The following is a 15,820-nucleotide window of genomic DNA, read 5'->3' as shown; positions in this document are numbered from 1 at the left end:
AATTATTCAAAAAATGGGAGGCTTATGTATGGAACAAATATTCGAATTACAAGCTCCGTATGAGCCAGCGGGAGATCAAATCGAAGCGATAAAAGAACTAGTAGCGGGTGTTAAAGAAGGGAAAAGATATCAAACCTTACTAGGTGCGACAGGTACTGGTAAAACATATACGATTTCAAATGTTATTCAACAGATAAACAAACCAACGCTAGTGATGGCACATAACAAAACATTAGCAGGTCAATTATATAACGAATTTAAAGAGTTTTTTCCTAACAATGCGGTTGAGTACTTTGTAAGTTACTATGATTATTTTCAACCAGAAGCGTATGTTCCTTCAACGGATACATTTATAGAAAAAGACTCCAGTGTCAATGAGGAAATAGATAAGCTTCGCCATTCCGCAACCTCTTCTTTATTCGAAAGAAAAGACGTTATTATTATTGCGTCTGTATCCTGTATTTACGGATTAGGGAATCCAGAAGAATATAATGAAATGGTCGTATCGCTAAGAACGGGAATGGAAATTGAACGCAATCAGTTATTACGTAAACTAGTCGACATTCAATATGAACGAAACGATTTAAACTTCGTACGTGGAAAGTTTCGTGTTCGCGGTGATGTAGTAGAAATTTTCCCCGCTTCACGTGATGAAAAATGTCTTCGTGTAGAATTTTTCGGAGATGAGATTGATCGGATTCGTGAAGTTAACGCACTTACGGGAGAAATTTTAGGCGAACGAGATCATGTTGCTATCTTTCCTGCATCCCATTTCGTTACTCGGGAAGAAAAGATGAAGCTAGCGATAGCTAATATTGAAAAAGAATTGGAAGAACAGCTGGCTTACTTACGCAGCGAGGATAAGCTGTTAGAAGCACAACGATTAGAGCAACGTACAAGATATGATTTAGAAATGATGGAAGAGATGGGCTTTTGTTCAGGCATAGAAAACTACTCCCGCCATTTAACATTAAGAGAGGCTGGAGCAGTTCCATATACATTACTAGATTATTTTCCAAAAGACTTTTTACTCGTAGTAGATGAAAGTCACGTTTCATTGCCTCAAGTAAGAGGAATGTATAATGGTGACCAAGCTAGAAAATCTGTGCTTGTAAATTACGGTTTTCGATTGCCATCTGCACTAGACAACAGACCTTTAACTTTTAATGAATATGAAAAACATATAAACCAAGCTATATTTGTTTCGGCAACACCAGGTCCTTATGAGTTGGAGCATACACCAGAAATGGTAGAGCAAATTATCCGACCAACTGGACTTTTAGATCCTGTCATAACTGTCAAGCCTATTGAAGGGCAAATAGATGATTTGATCAATGAAATTCATGAGAGATCTGCCAAAAATGAGCGAGTAATAATCACTACGCTAACTAAAAAAATGTCAGAGGATTTAACCGATTACTTAAAAGAAATAGGAATTAAGGTTCAGTACTTACATTCTGAAGTAAAAACTCTAGAACGCACAGAAATTATTCGACAGCTCCGTCTAGGTACGTACGATGTAATAATAGGGATTAACTTATTACGAGAAGGTATAGATATACCGGAAGTTTCTTTAGTAGCTATATTAGATGCGGATAAAGAAGGATTTTTACGTTCTGAACGTTCTTTAATACAAACAATTGGTCGTGCCGCCCGTAACTCAAATGGGGAAGTAATTATGTATGCGGACAAAATGACGGACTCCATGCGAAAAGCGATTGATGAAACGCAACGTCGCCGGACAATTCAAATGGAGTATAACGAAAAACATGGTATTACACCAATAACAATTAAAAAGAAAATAAACGATGTTATCCGTGCATCAAAAGTCGCGGAAGAGGAAGAAACATATGCTCAACGATTAATGAGTGGAAAACCACTATCGAAAGAAGAAAAAGCAACACTTCTAAACAAATTAGAGAAAGAAATGAAAGATGCAGCTAAAGCACTTAATTTTGAACGAGCTGCAGAATTACGGGATGCTATTTTGGAACTGAAGCTGGAAGGGTGATATGTGTTGAAAAATCAAGAAATCGTTATTCAAGGTGCACGTGCAAATAATTTAAAAAATGTTAGCTTGAAAATACCAAGAGATAAGCTAGTAGTCATGACTGGACTTTCTGGCTCTGGTAAGTCTTCTTTAGCTTTTGATACTATCTACGCGGAAGGTCAAAGACGCTATGTAGAGTCATTGTCTGCGTATGCACGACAATTTTTAGGACAAATGGAAAAGCCAGATGTCGATGTTATTGAGGGTCTATCACCAGCTATTTCCATCGATCAAAAAACAACGAGTAAAAATCCACGCTCCACTGTAGCAACGGTGACGGAAATTTATGATTATATGCGACTATTGTATGCGCGAGTTGGAAAACCGATATGTCCCAACCATGGTATTGAAATTTCATCACAAACGATTGAACAAATGGTCGATCGCTTAAGTGAGTACCCGGAAAAAACAAAGATGCAGGTGTTAGCACCCATTGTTTCAGGTCGTAAAGGAACGCATGTCAAACTTTTGGAAGAGATGAAAAAAGAAGGTTTCGTTCGAGTACGTATCGATGGGGAGTTAATCGATTTAGATGATGATATCAATCTAGACAAAAATAAAAAACATAATATTGAAGTGGTTATCGACCGAATTATCATGAAAGAAGGAGTTGCTCCAAGGCTTAGTGATTCCCTAGAGTCTGCACTAAGACTTGCAGATGGTAGAGTTTTAATAGATGTTATGGAGCACGAAGAAGTTCTATTTAGTGAACATCATGCCTGTCCAATATGTGGTTTTTCTATCGGAGAATTAGAGCCTCGTATGTTTTCGTTCAACAGTCCCTTTGGAGCTTGTGGGGAGTGTGACGGACTTGGTACTAAGTTAGAAGTAGATGCGGAATTAGTCGTTCCAGATAAAAGTATTTCCTTAGCAGATGGAGCAATTGTCGCATGGCAACCAACAAGCTCTCAGTATTACCCGAAGCTATTAGAAGCCGTTTGTAAGCATTACAAAATAAAAATGAATGTTCCAGTTGAAAAATTACCAATCGATCAATGGAACAAAATTATGTATGGATCAGGGGACGATAAAATTCGTTTTCGCTATGAAAATGAATTTGGCCAAGTTCGTGATAGTGAAATGTCATTTGAAGGTGTCCTTGCTAATATTGAACGCAGATTCAAAGATACGTCATCGGATTATATTCGTGAGCAAATGGAGAAATATATGGAGCAACACGATTGCCCTGCATGTAAAGGTTATCGTTTAAAAGAGGAAACGCTTGCGGTAAAAATAAATTCCCTTCATATCGGTGAAATTACAAGATTCTCCATTGAAGAAGCAAATAAATTTTTCGCGGAGTTGTCCTTATCAGAAAAAGATATGCAAATTGCTCGTCTTGTGTTGAGAGAAATCCATGAACGATTAGGATTTTTAGAGAATGTGGGACTAGATTATTTAACGTTAAACCGTGCATCAGGAACTTTATCCGGAGGAGAAGCGCAACGTATTCGTTTAGCTACTCAAATCGGATCAAGACTGACAGGTGTGTTATATATTTTAGATGAACCTTCTATTGGTTTACATCAGCGAGATAACGATCGATTAATTGAGACGCTAAAAAACATGCGAGATATAGGAAATACATTAATTGTCGTAGAGCATGATGAAGATACAATGATGGCTGCTGACTATTTGATAGATGTGGGACCTGGTGCAGGAGTGCATGGTGGAGAGATAATCGCTGCAGGAACTCCTGAACAAGTGATGAAAAACAAAAAGTCACTAACAGGACAATATTTAAGTGGGAAAAAGTTTATTCCACTTCCAGCTGAAAGAAGGAAACCAGACGGTCGCTTTATCAAAATAAAAGGCGCTTCTGAAAACAACTTAAAAAATGTCAGTGTAGATATTCCGTTAGGCGTATTTACCGCTGTGACAGGAGTTTCAGGATCTGGTAAAAGTACATTAGTCAACGAAATATTATATAAATCATTAGCACAAAAGTTAAATCGCTCTCGAGTAAAACCTGGTATTAGTAAAGGTGTTGAGGGTATAGAAATGTTAGAAAAAGTGATTGAGATTGACCAATCGCCAATTGGACGTACCCCAAGATCTAATCCCGCTACCTATACGGGCGTGTTTGATGATATACGAGACCTTTTTGCAACAACAAATGAAGCAAAAGTAAGAGGATATAAAAAAGGAAGATTTAGCTTCAATGTAAAAGGCGGCCGCTGTGAGGCATGTCGCGGAGATGGAATACTCAAAATTGAAATGCATTTCTTGCCAGATGTCTATGTGCCATGCGAAGTCTGTCATGGTAAAAGATATAATCGTGAAACATTGGAAGTACATTATAAAGGTAAAAATATAGCGGATATTTTAAAAATGACTGCAGAGGATGGCTATGCCTTTTTTGAGAACCATCCAAAAATAAGCCGGAAGATAAAAACGATCGTAGATGTAGGATTAGGGTATATGGAATTAGGACAACCTGCTACAACACTTTCTGGTGGTGAGGCACAGCGGGTTAAACTGGCTTCTGAATTACACAAGCGCTCTAACGGGAAGTCATTTTATATTTTAGATGAGCCAACTACGGGTCTGCATGTAGATGATATCGCAAGATTATTGATCGTACTTCAACGTTTAGTAGATAACGGTGATAGCGTGCTAGTAATTGAGCATAATTTAGATGTCATTAAAACAGCAGATTATATGATTGATTTAGGACCTGAAGGTGGAGAAAAGGGTGGTACCATCATTGCGGTAGGTTCACCTGAAAAAATTGCTGCATCAAAAGATTCCTATACAGGGAAGTACTTGAAAACCGTTTTAGAAAGAGATCGACAAAGGATGGATGATGTTGTAGCGAAAGCAACTAAAAAGAAAAAAAGTCCAGTATCCACTACATGATGAAACTTTTTGATTTTTCATTCGTATAAAGTAATGTAAGTAAAAATGATTTATAGTATAAATTCATGAGGAGGCCTTTCACTATGCAAGAAGAACGAAAACGTATTTTAGATATGGTTGAAAATGGCACGATTACTGCACAAGAAGCATTGGCATTACTAGAAGAGCTTGGAAAACAAACAGCACCTGTTACACCGTTTGTCCCTGAGGAAAAAGAATATAAAAAGTCATCGAATAATAATACGGATTTCGTCGAGGACTTGAAGCGTGATTTTACCGTGATGGGTGAAAGATTTATGCAGTTTATGCAAGGTACCGTCGACAAAATGAAAGATTTTGAAATGCCATTTGGAGAACCGGTTGTATTTGAAGAAGAATTCGTCCAAGCGGATACAGATTTCACAGATATCTCTATTAATATTGCGAATGGTAAAGTGGAAGTACTTCCGTCGGAAGAAAAGCATGCGCATGCTAGTGTCAAAGTTAAATCCTTTAAGAATTCATCTGAAGAGGAAGCAAAGGCACGTTTCCGTGAGGAGTTTATATTTACAACAGAAGGAAACAAATTACGTCTTTATAGTGATATGAAAACCACTTCTGTTCAAGTAACGTTATATGTACCGACTAAAGAGTATAACTATATTTCTGCTCGATTGTTTAATGGTGAGTTCTTAGCTAAGAATTTAGAAGCGAATTCATTTAAAGTGAAGACTACAAACGGAAAAGTAGAATTAGAGGACTTGAAGTTTGAAAGAGCTGATATAGAAACGGTTAATGGATCGGTTCAAGTTCAAAGGGTTGTAGGAGAAACAATTGAAGTAGAGACGATGAATGGTCGTATTTACGTAGATGGCAAGCTTAAAGAAATTGAGGGTTCATCGGTTAGTGGACATGTTATTTTAACAACAAAAGATAAAGCAGCACGTAAAATAGAAGGAACGGCAGTAGCTGGAACGGTTGAACTGTACATTCCAAAAGATGTTTCGATTAAAGGCGAAGCTACTTCCCAAATTGGTAAGATAGATGTTCAATTGGCTGATGTTACACACTTAAATCAATCTGAGCAGCTGTTAAACAAAAAGGTTGGGTTCACGAAAATAGTCGATTCCGAAGCTGTACCTTTACGAGTATACGGGGATGCAAAAACAGGATCTGTTGTTGTCCGTTATACAGTAGAAGGAGAATAAGAAAAAATGGAGGGGGATAATATCCCCCTCCATTTTTTTATGTGCAAAGATAATAAAATGATATTACGGATTTCTGTTTTAGATGGACGCTTATCGCGGGAGTTGCTACACGATGTGGCGTACTTATCCTTTGTTCCATTGGTACATTCCTGCGGAGTCTTCACTTAACGCTCTTTGTACTAGAGTTCATTTCAACCTAAACTTATGAATTAATACGTACCATTGTAGTCAGTTATTCGTTTATCTCAAGTGGATATTGTTGATTGGAGCGCAGGTCGGTGACTCTAGTGGGAACAGCACGAGTTGAAAGCCCCGCAGGAGCACATGTTTTCGTAGTGACGAGGAGATTGAAGCCGTGCCCACGGGAAAGCGTCCGACCAGAGCGGAAATCAACGCCATCCCTATGTATGGACGTATTTTTAAAGTATATCTTTTCAAGTTTAACGTTTCTGTTGAATCCAACATAGAATTGCATAGGTGATGGCTTTTGCACAGTGCATTCTGTAATTCGTGGATTGAAGTAAGATTGCTTCATTTTTATTCGTCATGAATCCACATTCCACTAGTACTGCTGGCATTCTTGTATCTCGAACAACCGCAAAGTCTGCTTTTTTCACACCTCTGTTTAATCTTCCTGTAATCGAACATAAAGAGTTTTGGATAAGCGATGCGAGAATAGTGGACTGTTTGGAAGGCTTCGTATAGGTGAAGGTTTCAATTCCACTCGTATTATTCCATGTTGTCCCGAATGCATTCGCATGGATAGAAATAAATGCATCCACTCCCATTTTATTTGCTAAAGCTGTTCTTTCGTTTAAAGGAACATCCCTCCCTCTGTCATGACCATTAATAACTATTAGTCCAATAGCAGTCAGCTCCTTTTTAACAAACTGTGCAACAGCCTCATTAAATTCAAATTCTTTCATTTTTCCATCTAGTGTACGTTTCCCCGCAGTATTAGGTCCGTGGCCAGCATCCAACATAATTTTCATCGGAAAAACCTCCCTTCCTCTCTTAAATAGAAGAAGAAAAGATAAATGGATACAATTTAAGTAGACAATCATGATAAAATAAGTACTAGGTTTGCAAATGTAGGACGAAGGGAGTTAAGGGGTATGTCACATGTGACGACGAAAGATATAAAAGAGCATTTGAATCTCACATTAGTAAGTGGGGAAGAAGGTATTGGACGTCACATTTCCATGAGTGATATTTCCAGACCAGGAATTGAAATTGCAGGTTACTTTACACATTATCCTTCAAATCGTATACAGCTTTTAGGAAAGACAGAGATTTCTTTTTTTGCTTTGCTACAGCCAAAAGAAAAAAGTGAACGAATGAGAAGACTTTGTGCACAAGATACACCGGTCATCATTGTCTCACACGGAATGGAAGTACCGAAGGAGTTAATCGCTGCATCTAATGAAAGTTCGGTTCCTGTATTAACGACAAGTTTGCCTACTACAAGATTTTCTAGTATGCTTACAAACTTTTTAGAAAGTAGGTTAGCGCCTTCAACTGCAGTACATGGGGTACTTGTAGATATTTATGGGGTTGGTGTGCTAATCACCGGGAAAAGTGGAGTCGGAAAAAGTGAAACGGCGTTAGAGTTAGTGAAAAGGGGTCACCGTTTAGTAGCGGATGATTGTGTAGAGATTAGACAAGAGGGGGAGGACACGCTAGTTGGAAGTGCTCCACAGTTAATCGAACATCTTTTAGAAATCCGCGGATTAGGTATTATCGACATAATGACCTTATTCGGAGCAAGTGCAATTCGGAGTTATAAACGTATAACGCTTGTAATCGAATTAGAAATCTGGGATGAGAAAAAGACATATGATCGCCTAGGTCTAGAAGAAGAGAAAATGGAAATTATTAATACAGCAATTACGAAGTTAACTGTTCCAGTTCGCCCTGGTCGAAATATAGCAGTTATAATTGAAGTGGCAGCCATGAATCATCGATTGAAAAAAATGGGTGTAAATGCTGCGGAAGATTTCGCTAAACGTTTAAATGATGTTATAGAACAAAATACAGAAGTGGATTATTAATTGATGCTTGAAGGGAGATACATATGAGTTTGTTACAAATAATTGATCCAGTAGCTTTTTCGCTAGGACCGTTATCAGTACGTTGGTATGGAGTAATCATTGCTCTAGGTATCGTATTAGCATTTTTCGTGGCACAAAAAGAAATGGTAAAACGAGGATTTCATCCGGATTATTTAACCGATTTACTTATTTGGGCGGTTCCCATTGCTATTCTTAGTGCGCGAATTTACTATGTTATTTTTAAATGGGATTTCTATGGTCAAAACCCTGGCAAAATTATTGAAATTTGGAATGGTGGAATTGCCATTCATGGGGCGTTGATAGGATCGTTTATCACGGCCTATATTTTCACCAAAAAACGTGGCTCTTCTTTTTGGAAGGTTGCAGATATAGTAGCACCGAGTATTTTAATCGGTCAGGCTATTGGTCGGTGGGGAAATTTCATTAATCAAGAAGCTCATGGTGGAGAAGTTACGAGAACTTTCTTAGAAAATTTAATGCTTCCCAATTGGATTATTGAACAAATGTATATAGATGGAAAATATTATCACCCAACTTTTTTATATGAATCCATCTGGAACTTTGTAGGCGTGATCATATTAATATTGCTTCGAAAAGTAAATTTACGTCGAGGGGAAATGGTGCTGTTTTATGCAGTGTGGTATTCTATTGGCCGATTCTTCATCGAAGGAATGCGTACGGACAGTCTCTATTTAATAGGGGAGTTGCGAACTGCACAAGTCGTTTCAATAGTGACCATTGTAGTTGCTCTAATTGTATTTATATATAGAAGAATGACAGTCAAACCTGTTGTTCATTATCAGGATAAGTAAGAAAGCTGGGATAAGATGGGGACGTTGAAAAACGGACTGTTAGCTGGTCTTAAAACAACATGGACATTAAGTAAAGTAATCTTCCCGATTACATTAATTGTAGTGATTTTACAATATACTCCTGTTCTTCCTTGGATTATTGATTTCATCTCGCCGTTTATGGGGTTATTGGGACTTCGGGGAGAAGCCGCAATTCCTTTAGTGCTAGGAAACGCATTAAATTTATATGCCGGGATCGCAGGTATACTATCTTTGGAGTTAACTGTAAAAGAAGTTTTCATATTAGCGACAATGCTTTCCTTTTCACATAATATTTTCATTGAAACTGGAGTTGCCCTTCGCGTTGGAGTGAAATTATGGGTTGTTTTGGTTGTACGATTTGGTTTGGCAATCCTTTCTGCTGTCATTATTAATCTTGTGTGGCAAGGAGGCGGAGAGGTAGCAAAATATGGTGCGCTAAAAGTAAGTCAGCAAGTTCCTGATGGATGGGGAGAAATTATTTTGCTTGGCTTACAGAAGGCCACGTTCGGTGTTATACAATTAGCGCTAATCGTTATACCATTAATGGTCATCATCCAATTTTTGAAAGACCGAAATTACTTGCAAAAGTTCTCAGAAAAGCTAGCTCCCTTTACGAAAGTTATTGGCGTACAACCAAATGCTTCTCTTACACTTGTAGCAGGCCTAACGATTGGGCTTGCTTATGGGGCAGGTGTAATGATTCAAGCAGTGCAAGAGGATGGAGTTAGTAAAAAGGATGCAACATTGGTCTTTATATTCTTAGTGGCATGTCACGCAGTGGTCGAGGATACATTAATCTTTATACCATTAGGAATTCCAATATGGCCATTACTATTAATAAGATTAATAACCGCTTTCGTATTAACAATTGTAGTAGCTTATGTTTGGAGGAAAGCGGAGCAAAGTAAACATAAGGAAGTGGTAGTCCCGTGAAAAACTATAAAGCGCTACTTTTTGATTTAGACGGTACATTATTAGATACGAATGAACTAATTATTGAATCTTTTTTACACGTATTAGGAGAAACATTTCCGGGGAAATATAGTCGGGAGCATGTGCTACCGTTTTTAGGTCCACCATTATATGAAACATTTGATGGAATAGATCCAACATTAACGGAGACTTTAACTGCTTCTTATCGTAAATGGAACCTAGAAAGACATGACCAGATGGTAGTACCGTTTGAAGGTGTCGTAGATACTTTACGACTACTAAAGCAGGATGGCTATAAAATGGCAATTGTTTCTACTAAAAGAAGAGAAATGATTGATCGAGGTCTCCAATTAATGGAGTGTGAAACATTATTTGATACGATTGTTGGATTCGAGGATGTTACACATACTAAGCCCGACCCTGAGCCAATCCAAATAGCACTTCAAAGAATTGGAGCTAATAAGGAAGACGCACTGATGATTGGCGACAACTTTCATGATATTGTAGGAGGGCAAAGAGCTGGTGTTGATACAGCAGCTGTAGCTTGGTCCATCAAAGGAGAAGCACACTTAGCTACTTATAATCCTACTTATATGCTTCATCAAATGAGTGACCTACTAGATATAGTAAAAGGGCAGCATATATGAGAAGGACCGAGCGTTATCCTGTAAAAGGTGCAAACTCTCTATGGCATGTATACGACACTGTTCCATTTTGGAAAGTGATGAAAAATTTTATTTTTATACAGGCGGCTAGATATTCCCCATTTTTAAGTTGGAAGAACTTTTTCTATCGGACCTTTTTGAAAATGGAGGTAGGAAAGGAAACTTCTTTTGCTTTAATGGTGATGGTGGATGTCATGTTCCCAGAGCGTATTAAAGTAGGCGACAATTCCATTATCGGCTACAATACGACAATTCTAGCACATGAATATTTGATCGATGAATATCGTATCGGTGATGTCATAATTGGTAATCGAGTATTGATTGGTGCAAATACGACCATTTTACCTGGCATTACAATTGGAGATGACGCAATTGTTTCTGCGGCAACTCTCGTCAATGCAGATATCCCAGAAGGATGCTTTGTTGGAGGAAACCCAATGCGCATTATTTATACGAAGGCAGAAATGATAGAACGAAGTAAAAACTAATGGAAAGGCTATCCTATTTTGGATAGCCTTTTTTGTGTGTGGAAAAATTTACTATTCCAACTAAAGGGCTCAAAATTCCAACTAAACAATCTCGTTCCTTATTAACACTGATAAATTCTCTCCATAAAAATATATCTCACTCAAAAAGAGGGAATACCAACAAGTTGACGAAATGGTTAAAATAGTATAAAATTTTATTAATTCATCTTGTTAGTTCTCTAGTGTACTAAAGTATTTTTAGGAGTGGTAATGTGAGCAAAATTCAAATGTTTGAAAAACCTCTTGGAATGAGAGATTCGTTTCCAGAAGTAAACGAACAAAAAGAATACATACGATTAACAGCAAGAGACTTTATACGAAGAAAAGGGTACGACTTTATAAAAACGCCTTCCGTGGAGTATTTCGAAACAATAGGTAAGGCTTCCGCTATTGATGAATCATCATTATTTAAACTAGTAGACAACCAAGGCGAAATGCTAGTTTTACGTCCCGATATGACGACGCCGATTGCTAGAATAGCAGCTTCTAAGTTATTGAAGGAAAAAAATCCATTACGCTTAGCATACTATGCGGATGTATTTCGAGCACAACAGCGAGAAGGCGGAAGACCAGCAGAGTTTGAGCAGCTAGGACTCGAACTGATTGGGGATTTTAGTCCTTATGCTGATAGTGAAATAATTTATACAGCAATCGAACTGTTGAAGGATTTAGGGGTTCAAGGCTTCCGAATTACAATCGGTCACGCTGAAATTCTAACGGCATTCTTGACAAATAACACGAATAATAATGAAGAGGTTGAATTGCTTAGACAACTATTAGTCGAGAAGAATTTAGTAGGTTTCTCACAAATGTTAGAAAGCATGAACTTACTAGAAGAACAAAAAGGCAGACTAAGTAAAATAATAGAATTTACAATCGATGCCAATGTATTTTCTGATTTCCGTCAATTCCTTAATGATGATCAACAATATTTGATTGATCAAGTGGAAGAACTTCAAGCTCTATTAGAATTTCAATTGAATGACTTTTCGGTTGTATCTTTCGATTTCTCTTTGGCAAGTCATATGAGCTATTACACAGGCATGCTGTTTGAGATTCATGCGGCAGGAAGTGGCTTCTCTATTGGTAATGGTGGTCGATATGATGAGTTATTTAAACAGTTCAACGAAAAAGTAGGAGCTACTGGATTTGGAATCCGAGTAGATCGATTATTGGAAGTTTTACCGAAGCAACTAATGAAAGAAAAGCGCACACTTCTTCTATTTGATAAAGGCTCTTTTTCTAAAGCGAATGTGTTAGCGGAAGCTAGAAGAAATGCATCCGAATATGTGACACTGCAATACGCGGAGAGTGTAAGTGATATTGAAGCGTTTAAACAAATTTTCGATGAAGTCATTATCGTGTCCGAAGGTGGTTCTTTCCGTGAAGAATGAATTAACAATTGCAATGCCAAAAGGGCGTATTTTTGAAGAAGCATATAAACTATTTGTCCAAGCAGGATTTAACTTACCGGCCGAGATTGATGATTCTAGAAAGTTAATCGTAGAGGCTCCCGACGAGCGCATTCAATTCATATTGGCAAAACCGATGGATGTACCTGTATACGTTGAACATGGTGTAGCGGATATCGGTATTGCGGGCAAGGATGTTTTGCTAGAGCAGCATCGTGATGTCCATGAACTATTAGATTTACAAATTAGTAATTGTTATATTGCTACTGCAGGTCTTCCGAACACAACGATGAACGATATTGCTCCACGTGTTGCTACAAAGTATCCTAGAATCGCAACAAACTTCTATAAGGAAAAAGGAGAGCAAGTCGAAATCATAGAGTTGAATGGATCGATTGAGCTGGCTCCAATGATCGGTCTTGCAGATCGCATTGTCGACATTGTTTCCACTGGACAGACTCTTAAGGAAAATGGCTTAGTAGAATATGAAAAAATTGTACCCATTTCCTCGCGGTTGATCGTCAATCCAGTAAGCTACCGAGTAAAAAGTGAACGGATTAATGCTTTTATTGCACAACTAAAAAATGAATTGAACAAAAGGTAGGGAATCCTATGAGAATAGAAAAGCTTACAAATACAATTTCATTATTGCGTTCGGTGGAACAAGCAAATGCCGATCATTTAACGACAGTTCGTGAGGTAATTACGGATGTACGAAAAAATGGTGATCTAGCACTTTTTCGTTACACAGAAAAATGGGATGGCGCAAAACTCACATCACTCAAAGTAACCAAAGAAGAGATGGACGAAGCGTATGCTAATTTTGATAGACAACTGATAGGCGATTTGGAAGAGGCAGCTACTAATATTCGCGCATTTCATACAGAGCAGGTTCGCAAACAAATAGACTTCCCATTAGCTAACAATTCTTATATTCAATACAAAATTTCACCATTAGATGCGGTAGGTTTATATGTACCAGGTGGAACAGCTGCTTATCCTTCCTCGGTATTAATGAACGCAATACCTGCATTAGTAGCAGGAGTAGGAAGGGTAGTTATTGTATCACCACCATCGAGTAATGGAAAACTACCTGATTCAGTATTAGTAGCAGCTCGTATAGCTGGCATTACCGAAATATATAAAGTTGGCGGTGCTCAAGCTATAGCGGCTTTGGCCTACGGTACTGAGTCGATAAGAGCGGTAGATAAGATTACGGGACCGGGAAATAGCTTTGTAGCACTTGCTAAACGAGAAGTGTTTGGTAGAGTTGCAATCGATATGATAGCTGGTCCAAGTGAAATAACGATAATTGCAGATGAAACTGCCTATGCAGACGAGGTAGCAGCCGACCTTTTGGCGCAAGCAGAGCATGACCGATTTGCAAGCTCTGTTTTAATTACTACAAGTGAAACTCTGGCAGAACAAGTTTTCTCAGAAGTAGAAAGACAATTAAAGCTTCTTCCGAGAGAAGAAATTGCTCGTGCATCTATTGAAAAATTCGGATATATCTATATTGCAGAATCATTAGAACAAGCGGTAGATGCGGTTAATGAACTTGCACCTGAGCATTTGGAAATTATTACAAAGCAACCAGAGGAACTCAGTAAAAAAATTAAGCATGCTGGAGCTATTTTCATCGGGAGATTCAGTAGTGAGCCAGTAGGTGATTATTTTGCGGGTACCAATCATGTACTTCCGACAAATAGCACGGCAAGATTTTCAAGTGGATTATGTGTAGATGATTTTGTGAAGAAAACAAGTGTCGTCTACTATTCGAAAGAAATGTGGCAGGAGCAATATCCTAAAATTGCACGCTTAGCGAGACTAGAGCAATTAGAAGGGCATGCTAGGTCTGTAGAGTCAAGAAGTTGGGATAAGGGGGATTCACAATGACAAACAAAAGAACGGCAAAAATAGAAAGAATGACGAACGAAACAAAAGTATGGGTTGAAATAGATTTAGATGGTGAAGGAAAAGCGGACATAGATACAGGAGTACCATTTATGGACCACATGTTAGATTTATTTACTAAGCATGGCTTATTTGATGCATCTATTAAAGCTAAGGGAGATACGTATATTGATGATCACCATACGACAGAAGACATCGGTATTGTTCTAGGACAAGCGGTAAAAGAAGCATTAGGAGACAAAATAGGTATTAAACGCTATGGTAATGCCTTTGTACCAATGGATGATGCTTTAGCACAAGTAGTCATTGATATTTCGAATCGTCCACATTTAGAGTTTCGTGCACAGTTTCCAACTGAAAAAGTAGGGAATTTTGATACAGAGCTTGTTCATGAATTTCTCTGGAAATTTGCCTTGGAGGCACGTATGAATGTACATGTAATCGTTCATTATGGTGCAAATACACATCATATGATTGAAGCAATTTTCAAAGCATTGGCTCGAGCTATTGATGATGCTATTACAAAAGACGATAGAGTGAAGGGCGTTCCTTCTACAAAAGGTCTACTTACATAAGAAGGAGAGAATAATATGACGTCGATTCAAGTTTACCCCGCAATTGATATGAAAGGTGGAAAATGTGTCCGCCTGTATCAGGGAGATTATGAGCAAGAAACCGTTTATGGAGATTCTCCATTCGATATGGCTAAGAAGTTTGCAGATGAAGGTGCTACATGGATTCATCTAGTGGATTTAGATGGGGCAAAAGATGGCGAAAAAATTCATGCCGACGCAGTTATACGCATTGCAAAAGAGCTACCAGTTAGTGTACAAATTGGTGGAGGCATTCGTACGAAAGAGGACGTTTTATTTTATTTGAATAACGGTGTAAATCGGGTAATTATAGGAAGTCTTGCTATTTCACAACCGGACTTAGTAGTAGAGTTATTGGAAGAATTCGGGGGGGACCGAATTGTCATTGGACTAGATGCAAAAGATGGCATGGTGGCTACACACGGGTGGCTAGAAACCTCTACGCAATCTGCCGTTGAGGTCGGTCAGTTTTTTGCTTCTAAAGGAGCCAAACACGTTATCTTTACGGACATTGCAACAGATGGAACGCTTCAAGGACCAAACTTACAGGCAAACAAAGAACTTGCTGAAGAAACGGGATTATCTATTATTGTATCGGGTGGGATTAGTTCGTTAGAAGATATTGCAGCCGTAGCAAAATTAGCGCAAACGACTACAGTTGCTGGTGTAATTACAGGTAAAGCATTGTACAATGAGCGGTTTACGCTTTCTGAAGCACTTCAAGAATCGATTAAATAAGTAAATAACCATTCGGTAAAATTGAATGAAAGAGGAG

The 15,820-nt window shown here is 38.2% G+C and carries 14 protein-coding genes; 13 read left to right on the top strand and 1 reads right to left on the bottom strand.

Features of this window, described 5'->3' with window-relative positions:
• The first annotated feature begins 28 nt into the window (after positions 1 to 28).
• From uvrB to MKX53_RS13495, 3 genes are all read left to right on the top strand, one after another.
• On the top strand, positions 29 to 2,011 hold the full coding sequence (uvrB, locus tag MKX53_RS13505) for an excinuclease ABC subunit UvrB (RefSeq protein ID WP_340911913.1): 1,983 nt from the start codon (positions 29 to 31) through the stop codon (positions 2,009 to 2,011).
• 6 nt (positions 2,012 to 2,017) lie between these two features.
• Positions 2,018 to 4,909, top strand: coding sequence for an excinuclease ABC subunit UvrA (gene uvrA, locus MKX53_RS13500; RefSeq protein ID WP_340911910.1), 2,892 nt, complete (start codon positions 2,018 to 2,020; stop codon positions 4,907 to 4,909).
• Positions 4,910 to 4,992: 83 nt separating this feature from the next.
• Entirely contained in the window at positions 4,993 to 6,096 is a 1,104-nt protein-coding gene (locus MKX53_RS13495; RefSeq protein ID WP_093537647.1) for a DUF4097 family beta strand repeat-containing protein, read from the top strand.
• A 440-nt stretch (positions 6,097 to 6,536) separates the two neighbouring features.
• On the opposite strand, the gene MKX53_RS13490 is transcribed toward MKX53_RS13495, so the two are convergent.
• Complete coding sequence (locus tag MKX53_RS13490; protein WP_340911908.1) at positions 6,537 to 7,088, bottom strand: N-acetylmuramoyl-L-alanine amidase family protein; 552 nt, start codon at positions 7,086 to 7,088, stop codon at positions 6,537 to 6,539.
• Positions 7,089 to 7,211: 123 nt separating this feature from the next.
• Between MKX53_RS13490 and hprK the strand changes: the two genes are divergently transcribed.
• The 10 genes from hprK (at position 7,212) to hisA (ending at position 15,783) form a co-directional block, all read left to right on the top strand.
• Positions 7,212 to 8,147 (top strand): HPr(Ser) kinase/phosphatase, encoded by a 936-nt coding sequence (gene hprK, locus MKX53_RS13485; protein WP_340911905.1) that lies wholly within the window; start codon positions 7,212 to 7,214, stop codon positions 8,145 to 8,147.
• Between the two features lie 23 nt (positions 8,148 to 8,170).
• The gene (gene lgt / locus MKX53_RS13480; RefSeq protein ID WP_093537650.1) at positions 8,171 to 8,980 is read left to right on the top strand and encodes a prolipoprotein diacylglyceryl transferase; all 810 of its coding nucleotides are present in this window, start codon (positions 8,171 to 8,173) and stop codon (positions 8,978 to 8,980) included.
• A gap of 15 nt (positions 8,981 to 8,995) precedes the next feature.
• Positions 8,996 to 9,934: a nucleoside recognition domain-containing protein gene (locus MKX53_RS13475; RefSeq protein WP_093537651.1), complete on the top strand. Its 939-nt coding sequence runs from the start codon at positions 8,996 to 8,998 to the stop codon at positions 9,932 to 9,934.
• A complete protein-coding gene (gene ppaX / locus MKX53_RS13470; protein ID WP_340911903.1) occupies positions 9,931 to 10,581 on the top strand; it encodes a pyrophosphatase PpaX in 651 nt (216 codons plus the stop codon). Before MKX53_RS13475 ends, ppaX begins: the two co-directional genes overlap by 4 nt.
• Positions 10,578 to 11,087 (top strand): acyltransferase, encoded by a 510-nt coding sequence (locus MKX53_RS13465; protein ID WP_340911902.1) that lies wholly within the window; start codon positions 10,578 to 10,580, stop codon positions 11,085 to 11,087. Before ppaX ends, MKX53_RS13465 begins: the two co-directional genes overlap by 4 nt.
• A gap of 251 nt (positions 11,088 to 11,338) precedes the next feature.
• Positions 11,339 to 12,520: an ATP phosphoribosyltransferase regulatory subunit gene (locus tag MKX53_RS13460; RefSeq protein WP_340911899.1), complete on the top strand. Its 1,182-nt coding sequence runs from the start codon at positions 11,339 to 11,341 to the stop codon at positions 12,518 to 12,520.
• 13 nt (positions 12,521 to 12,533) lie between these two features.
• Complete coding sequence (hisG, locus tag MKX53_RS13455) at positions 12,534 to 13,142, top strand: ATP phosphoribosyltransferase (protein WP_245762730.1); 609 nt, start codon at positions 12,534 to 12,536, stop codon at positions 13,140 to 13,142.
• A gap of 8 nt (positions 13,143 to 13,150) precedes the next feature.
• Positions 13,151 to 14,434 carry a histidinol dehydrogenase gene (hisD, locus tag MKX53_RS13450; protein WP_340911897.1) on the top strand — a complete coding sequence of 428 codons (1,284 nt, stop codon included), beginning with the start codon at positions 13,151 to 13,153 and terminating at the stop codon, positions 14,432 to 14,434.
• Positions 14,431 to 15,027: an imidazoleglycerol-phosphate dehydratase HisB gene (hisB, locus tag MKX53_RS13445; protein ID WP_340763206.1), complete on the top strand. Its 597-nt coding sequence runs from the start codon at positions 14,431 to 14,433 to the stop codon at positions 15,025 to 15,027. The genes hisD and hisB overlap by 4 nt, the downstream gene beginning before the upstream one ends.
• A 15-nt stretch (positions 15,028 to 15,042) precedes the next feature.
• The gene (gene hisA, locus MKX53_RS13440) at positions 15,043 to 15,783 is read left to right on the top strand and encodes a 1-(5-phosphoribosyl)-5-[(5-phosphoribosylamino)methylideneamino]imidazole-4-carboxamide isomerase (RefSeq protein WP_340911895.1); all 741 of its coding nucleotides are present in this window, start codon (positions 15,043 to 15,045) and stop codon (positions 15,781 to 15,783) included.
• Positions 15,784 to 15,820: the final 37 nt, after the last annotated feature.

This window comes from Psychrobacillus sp. FSL K6-4615, from assembly GCF_038008225.1.
Taxonomy (GTDB): Bacteria; Bacillota; Bacilli; order Bacillales_A; family Planococcaceae; genus Psychrobacillus; species Psychrobacillus psychrotolerans.
Note: the sequence above shows the minus strand (reverse complement) of the source record. Positions and strands in the feature narration are given on the sequence as shown.

Bases quoted from the DNA above. Each gene is read 5' to 3' on its own strand.
- uvrB (WP_340911913.1), top strand. From the start codon at position 29: ATGGAACAAATATTCGAATTACAAGCTCCGTATGAGCCAGCGGGAGAT.
- MKX53_RS13495 (WP_093537647.1), top strand. From the start codon at position 4,993: ATGCAAGAAGAACGAAAACGTATTTTAGATATGGTTGAAAATGGCACG.
- MKX53_RS13490 (WP_340911908.1), bottom strand. From the start codon at position 7,088: ATGAAAATTATGTTGGATGCTGGCCACGGACCTAATACTGCGGGGAAA.
- hprK (WP_340911905.1), top strand. From the start codon at position 7,212: ATGTCACATGTGACGACGAAAGATATAAAAGAGCATTTGAATCTCACA.
- lgt (WP_093537650.1), top strand. From the start codon at position 8,171: ATGAGTTTGTTACAAATAATTGATCCAGTAGCTTTTTCGCTAGGACCG.
- MKX53_RS13475 (WP_093537651.1), top strand. From the start codon at position 8,996: ATGGGGACGTTGAAAAACGGACTGTTAGCTGGTCTTAAAACAACATGG.
- MKX53_RS13465 (WP_340911902.1), top strand. From the start codon at position 10,578: ATGAGAAGGACCGAGCGTTATCCTGTAAAAGGTGCAAACTCTCTATGG.
- hisG (WP_245762730.1), top strand. From the start codon at position 12,534: ATGCCAAAAGGGCGTATTTTTGAAGAAGCATATAAACTATTTGTCCAA.
- hisD (WP_340911897.1), top strand. From the start codon at position 13,151: ATGAGAATAGAAAAGCTTACAAATACAATTTCATTATTGCGTTCGGTG.
- hisB (WP_340763206.1), top strand. From the start codon at position 14,431: ATGACAAACAAAAGAACGGCAAAAATAGAAAGAATGACGAACGAAACA.
- hisA (WP_340911895.1), top strand. From the start codon at position 15,043: ATGACGTCGATTCAAGTTTACCCCGCAATTGATATGAAAGGTGGAAAA.